This is a genomic window from Candidatus Coatesbacteria bacterium (assembly GCA_014728225.1).
Taxonomy (GTDB): domain Bacteria; phylum RBG-13-66-14; class RBG-13-66-14; order RBG-13-66-14; family RBG-13-66-14; genus WJLX01.
The window spans coordinates 1-5,379 of the sequence record WJLX01000092.1 but is presented as its reverse complement, the minus strand read 5'-3'; the positions used below and the strand labels follow the sequence as shown (position 1 = coordinate 5,379).

The 5,379-nt window shown below is 69.5% G+C and carries 3 protein-coding genes; 2 read left to right on the top strand and 1 reads right to left on the bottom strand.

Annotated features, from left to right (window positions below; translation table 11 throughout):
* Nucleotides 1-232 precede the first annotated feature (232 nt).
* Nucleotides 233-2,080, top strand: coding sequence for a hypothetical protein (locus GF399_06410; GenBank protein MBD3399947.1), 1,848 nt, complete (start codon nucleotides 233-235; stop codon nucleotides 2,078-2,080).
* Nucleotides 2,081-2,884 (top strand): hypothetical protein, encoded by an 804-nt coding sequence (locus GF399_06405; GenBank protein ID MBD3399946.1) that lies wholly within the window; start codon nucleotides 2,081-2,083, stop codon nucleotides 2,882-2,884.
* Between the two features lie 147 nt (nucleotides 2,885-3,031).
* Here the strand turns inward: GF399_06405 and GF399_06400 are convergent, their stop codons facing one another.
* Complete coding sequence (locus GF399_06400; GenBank protein ID MBD3399945.1) at nucleotides 3,032-5,125, bottom strand: S8 family serine peptidase; 2,094 nt, start codon at nucleotides 5,123-5,125, stop codon at nucleotides 3,032-3,034.
* Nucleotides 5,126-5,379 lie beyond the last annotated feature (254 nt).

Sequence of the window (5,379 nt, the reverse complement as noted above, 5' to 3'; positions counted from 1 at the left end):
GTTTTTGCGGAGGCGTACCGTTGTCATTCGTCCCAACGGTCGCCGAGATGCAAAAACCGTGCCGGTTCCGGCGGGGCGGCCTTCCAGGGCGGGGGCCGTCGGTCGTTTTTCAACGGTCGCTGCACCGGGTTCGCCGGAACCGCGGCGCGGGTCTTGCCCCCCGGCCCGCGGGGCCAGTATAATGGAAGGTGTTTGCAACCCCACCGCCTCCAACTCCAGCCGACGAGGAATGATGAGCCGTCGCCCCCTCGCGATCATCCTGGCCCTGTTGACCCTGACGCCGACGCTTGCCGGAGCGAGCGCCCTGGAGCAAGCCCGACGCCTGGTCTACGAGGCCAGCGAGAAACTCGACGCCATCAACCTGGCCCTGGCCGAAGCCGCGGCCCTGCGCGCTCAGGGCGAGCATGACGCTGCCCTGGACAAACTGAAGCTCGTCGAGCGCGACGTCCAGTCGGTCCAGAGCGGCGAGGAGCGCATCGCCCAGGCCATCGAGAACGCCCGGGAGAACCCGCCGCCCTTCACCGAGCCGGGTCCCGAGGAGGACGATCCGCAGGTGCTCTACGAGGAGGAGGTCACCAACCTGGCCCAGATCGCCGGCTGGCAGGTCACCACGGCGCAGATCAAGCAAGCCGAGGTCCACTTCTACTCGGCGATGAACTACTTCGGCCTGATGAGCCAACTCTTCGACAGCCGACAGTCCGACGACATCTCCGTCGACGACGAGGCCGAGCTGGTCCGCGAGAAGCTGGAAAGCCTGCGCCTGGGGTTCAACAACGGCGAACAGGCCCTCAAGCTGGCCGAACAGGCCCGCCAGGCCCTGATCACCGCCCGGGAGCTGCTGCCCCCCGACGGCGACGTCCTGCTCGAGGCCAATCTCGACAACCTTCAGCCCCAGGTCGACGAGCTGATCACCCTGATCGAGGAGGAGAAACTCACCACCCGGGAGCGCCAGGTTCGCGCCCAGGTCGAGCTGGGCCTGGTCCTGCTCAATGACCGCCGCTACTCCCAGGCCCTGCGGGAGATCGAACGCGCCGGCAACTTCATCGAGGATCACCCGCTGATCGACAAGGGCATCGCCGAGGTGCACTACGTCCAGGGGCGCGAATACCTGGAGAACGATCAGGGCGCCCGGGCCGCCGGTTCCTTTGACGAAGCGTTGAGTTTCAACCCCGACCACTTCGGCGCCAACCTGGAGCGGGGCAAGCTCGAACTGGCCGCGGGTGAATACGCGCGGGCCGAGGAGCTGCTGCAACACGCCGCCGGGCTCAAGCCCGAGCGCGCCGAGCCCTGGTACCGCCTGGCCCTGGCCCGGGTGGGCGCCGGCGAAGCCGCCGCCGCCCTGACACCCTTCGAGAAGGCCGCCGAGCGCGGTTACGGTGTCGACTGCTACCGCGACTGGGGCCTGGCCCTGGAGGACCTGGGCGAGCTGCGCGAGGCCGCCGAGGTCTACGAGGACGGCCTCGGGCGTCCCGACGGCCCCGATCCGGTGCTTGACGCCCACCTGGCATACATCTACGCCATCCGTGACGTCGAGGACGAGGAAGCCGTCGTCCTGGCCCGGCGCTCCATCGACAACGCCGGACCCCTCGAGTACGCCTGGCCCGCCCTCGTACTGGCCCTCTACAACGACGACCGCGACGGCGAGACCGTCGAGAGCGCCGCCGAGGCCCTGACCGCCCTGCCGACGGACCAGACCGGCGCCCGGGGCGCCGTGCGTTACGCCGCCGCGGCGGCCCACTATCGCGGCGACGACCCCGACGCCGCCCTGGCCGAACTCGATCAGATCAGCGAGGTCCCCGACTGGCTGGTCGAGGAACACCGCGAGCTTCTCGAGGACGTGATCGACGAGCTGGTCGACCGCGCCGAGGACGAACTCGACGATATCGACGACCGCCGCGAGGGCCTGAACGACGAGCGGGCCGACTTCGCCGATCAGCTCGAGACCGGCGAGCTGGACGAGGGCCGGACCCCCGAGAACGTCCAGGCGCGGATCGACGAGATCAAGGCCGAGCTGAGCGAACTCGACGGCCGAACCTCCGAGTTGAACGCCGAGCTCGAAGCCCTGCGGAGTCGGCTCTAGATGCTGCCCCACCTGCCCCTCTTCGGCGGTTACCTGCGCACCGTCTACCTGTTCTTCATCGCCGCCGGACTGCTGGGCTGGCTGCTCTTCCGCCGCTACGCCCCCCTCGACCGCCCCACCGCCGACCGCCGCTACTTCTGGGCCCTGCTCTGGGGCCTGCTGGCCGCCCGTGCCGCCGAGTACCTGATCTTCGCCCCCCTGTACCTCGGACTGACCGACATCGTCCGGGAGTGGACCTACGTCGGAGTGGCCTTTTGGCCGGGGCTGGCCGTCGGCCTGACCGTGCTCTGGCGACGATCGCGACGCGCCGGCGAGCCCGCCTGGGAGACGACAGCCGCCGCCCTGCGGCTGCTGCCCGCCGCCCTGGCCGTCTGCTGGCTCGGCGCCCTCGTCGACGGCAGCGCCTTCGGCACCCCCGCGGAACTGCCCTGGGCCCTCGAGTCCGGCCTTTACTCACCCAAAGCCTTCATCGCCGCCCACGGCCCCGCCGCCTACGTCTTCAATCCCCGCACCGCCCTCGACCTCACCATCCATCCCGTCCAAGCCTACTTCGCCCTGACCTGCCTGGGGCTGTTCTTCGCCGCCGGACCGGTAAAGCGCCGCCTGAAGCCCCGCCGTTTCAGCGCCCTCGTCGTCGGCCTGCTGGCCCTGGTCTGGCTGCTGCTCGGATTCCTGCGCAACGACGATCCCGTCCTCCTCGTCGGCCTGCGCGCGCCGCAACTCCAGGCCCTCGGCGCTCTGGTCTGGGCCGCCGTGGTCTGGTTTACCGAATCCCGCACGACCCAAACCGAAGCTACCGCCTGAGCGACCGGTGAAAAACAACCGGATGACGACACCCGGCGCCGGACCGGTCGCGCGCGACCGGCGGGGGTGTTTTTCACCGGTCGCTCAGGGCTGAAGAACGGACCGCTCGTGGGCGGTCCGTTCTTCAGTTAAGCAGTCCCGTCGGCCTCAGCGGACGATCACCAGGCGGCGGCTCTCCCGTTGGGCGCCGGCGCTGAGGGTATAGAGGTAGACGCCGGAGGGCAGGGCGCGGCCGTGGTCGTCGGCGCCGTTCCAGCCCAGCTCGTAGCGTCCGGCGGCCAGGTGACCGTCGAAGACCGTCGCCACCCGGCGACCGGCCAGATCGTAGACGGCCAGTCGGAGGTCGGCTGCGCCGTCGGTACGGAAGGTGAAGGTCACGGCGCCGCGGGCCGGGTTGGGATAGCAGGCCTCCAGGCTCAGGCCACCGTCGCGGGGCGAGGGGCCGAGGTGGAGTTGGTCGGAGAGGCGGCTGCGTCCGTCGTTGAGGACGGCTTCGAGGCGGTAGTAGCAGCCGTCGGCGGGGGCGTTCCCGTCGTGGTAGGCGTGGGCTCCGGCGGGCAGGGGGTGTTCGTTGAGCCGTCGCCAGCCCTCGTCGGCGGGCCGCAGGTCGTGACCGAGTTGATCGACGCGCCAGGCGGGCTCCGTGGTCAGCAGGTGGGCGGCGGTGTAGCCGGCGTCGGCCGGGGATTCGTCGAGGCGGTAGACGTTGAAACCGTTGACGGCGTCGTCGTAGAGCCAGCGCAGCAGGACGCCGGTGTCGCCGCGTTCGGCGGCGAGTTCGCGCCAGCCGCCGGTGTCCAGAGCCAGTTCGTCGGCGGCGTCGGCGGCCTGGACGATGCCCCAGCCGTATTCATTGTCCGGGGTGTCGGAGCGGGTGGCTGTATCCAGCAGAACCTGGCGGATGTCGGCCACGGTGGCGTCGGGGTCGAACTGGCGCAGCAGGGCCAGGGTGCCGCCGACGAGGGGGGCCGACAGGCTGGTGCCCGAGGCGTAGGTGTAGCCGTCGTTATCGAAGGCGTCGGCGCAGAAGGTGTAGTAGCCCATGGCGCAGACCTCGGGCTTGGTGCGCCCGTCGGCGGTGGGGCCGAGGGAGGAGAAGTAGGCCAGGTCGCCGTTGGAGTCGACGGCGCCGACGGCGAGGATGCCGTCGGCGTCGGCCGGGCTGATCAGGCTGCCGCTGCCACCGTATTGGCCGTCATTACCGACGGAGGTGGCCAGCAGGATGCCGTTATCCCGGGCCCAGCAGGCCGCCTGGGCCACGATCGTCGTCTGTCCGTCGAGTTCATGGTACTCGTAATCGTCCTCGCCGGGGTCGAAGTAGCGGTAGCCCAGGGAGCTGGAGGCCACCTCGGCGCCCAGGCCCTCGCCCCACTCGATTCCCGCCTGGTACCAGTACTCCTCGTCGTGGACCTCCTGGGTGATGTCCTCGGTCTTGGCCAGCAGGAAATCGGCGCCGAAGGCCGGTCCGATCAGCGTGCCGGAGACGTAGGCTCCCAGGGCGCTCCAGGTGGCGGTGCCGTGGTACCAGGAGTCGGGATCGTCGCCGGGCTCGTTGTCGACGTCGTCGTCATCGTTGACGAAGTCGTATTCGTCGATGAGGTTGAGCTGCTCGAAGGCCTCGTGGGAGGTGTTGAAGCCGGTGTCCAGCATCAGCACGGTGACTCCGGAGCCGTCGTAACCGGCGTTGTGAAGGGCGTCGACCTGGATCTGAGTGATCTGGGTCTGCGAAGTGCCGTAGTCTTCATCGGGGTTGGGCATGGGTGGGGCGGGCTGCTCGACGACGGCGGGCAGGTAGCTGCGCGCCGTCGGCTGCAACCGGGCCACGCAGTCCAGCTCGGCCACGCTGCTTATCTGCTCGGGGGTCGCCTCGAAGCAGACGGCGTTGGCGATCCTGCTGGTGCCGATGTAGCGTCCGACGAGGGGCAGGACTTGCTCGACGTAGGGCCGGTGGACGGGCAGGTCGCGCTCGTCGGCCAGGCCGGGAGCGCTGCGCAACCGGGCGCGGCGCTCGTACTGCGGCGCCGGCATGGCGGCGACAAAGTCGTCGAGGGCGGTGGTCAGGGCGGTTTCGTCGGCGTAGCCCTTGTCGGTGAAGACGGCCCAGACCCCCAGGACGTCGTCAGCGGCGGCTTCGGCGAGCTGGATCTCCAGGGCCGGGGCCAGCTCGGCGGCACCGGCGGACACGACCCAGCCCAGCAGCAGTAGTACGGCAAGCGGCAGGCGTTTCATCGGTTGCTCCATCTAAATGGTTGTCGAGAACGAATATAGCACGAAATTTACCCGCAATCCACCGTGGATTTCCCGCCGCCGTCACGCTTCCTGCATTCCGCGGACTCCCCGGCGGGAGTCCGCGGGCAGGCAGGGCGCCGGCGGCTCGTCTTCCGTTTCAGTCTGCGGCGCTCGGCAGGGGCTCGATGCCGGTCACCCGACCGGCGGCCGGCTCGAAGCGCACCCGGAAGAGCAACGTTTCCCGCCAGCCTTCTCCGGCGACCTCC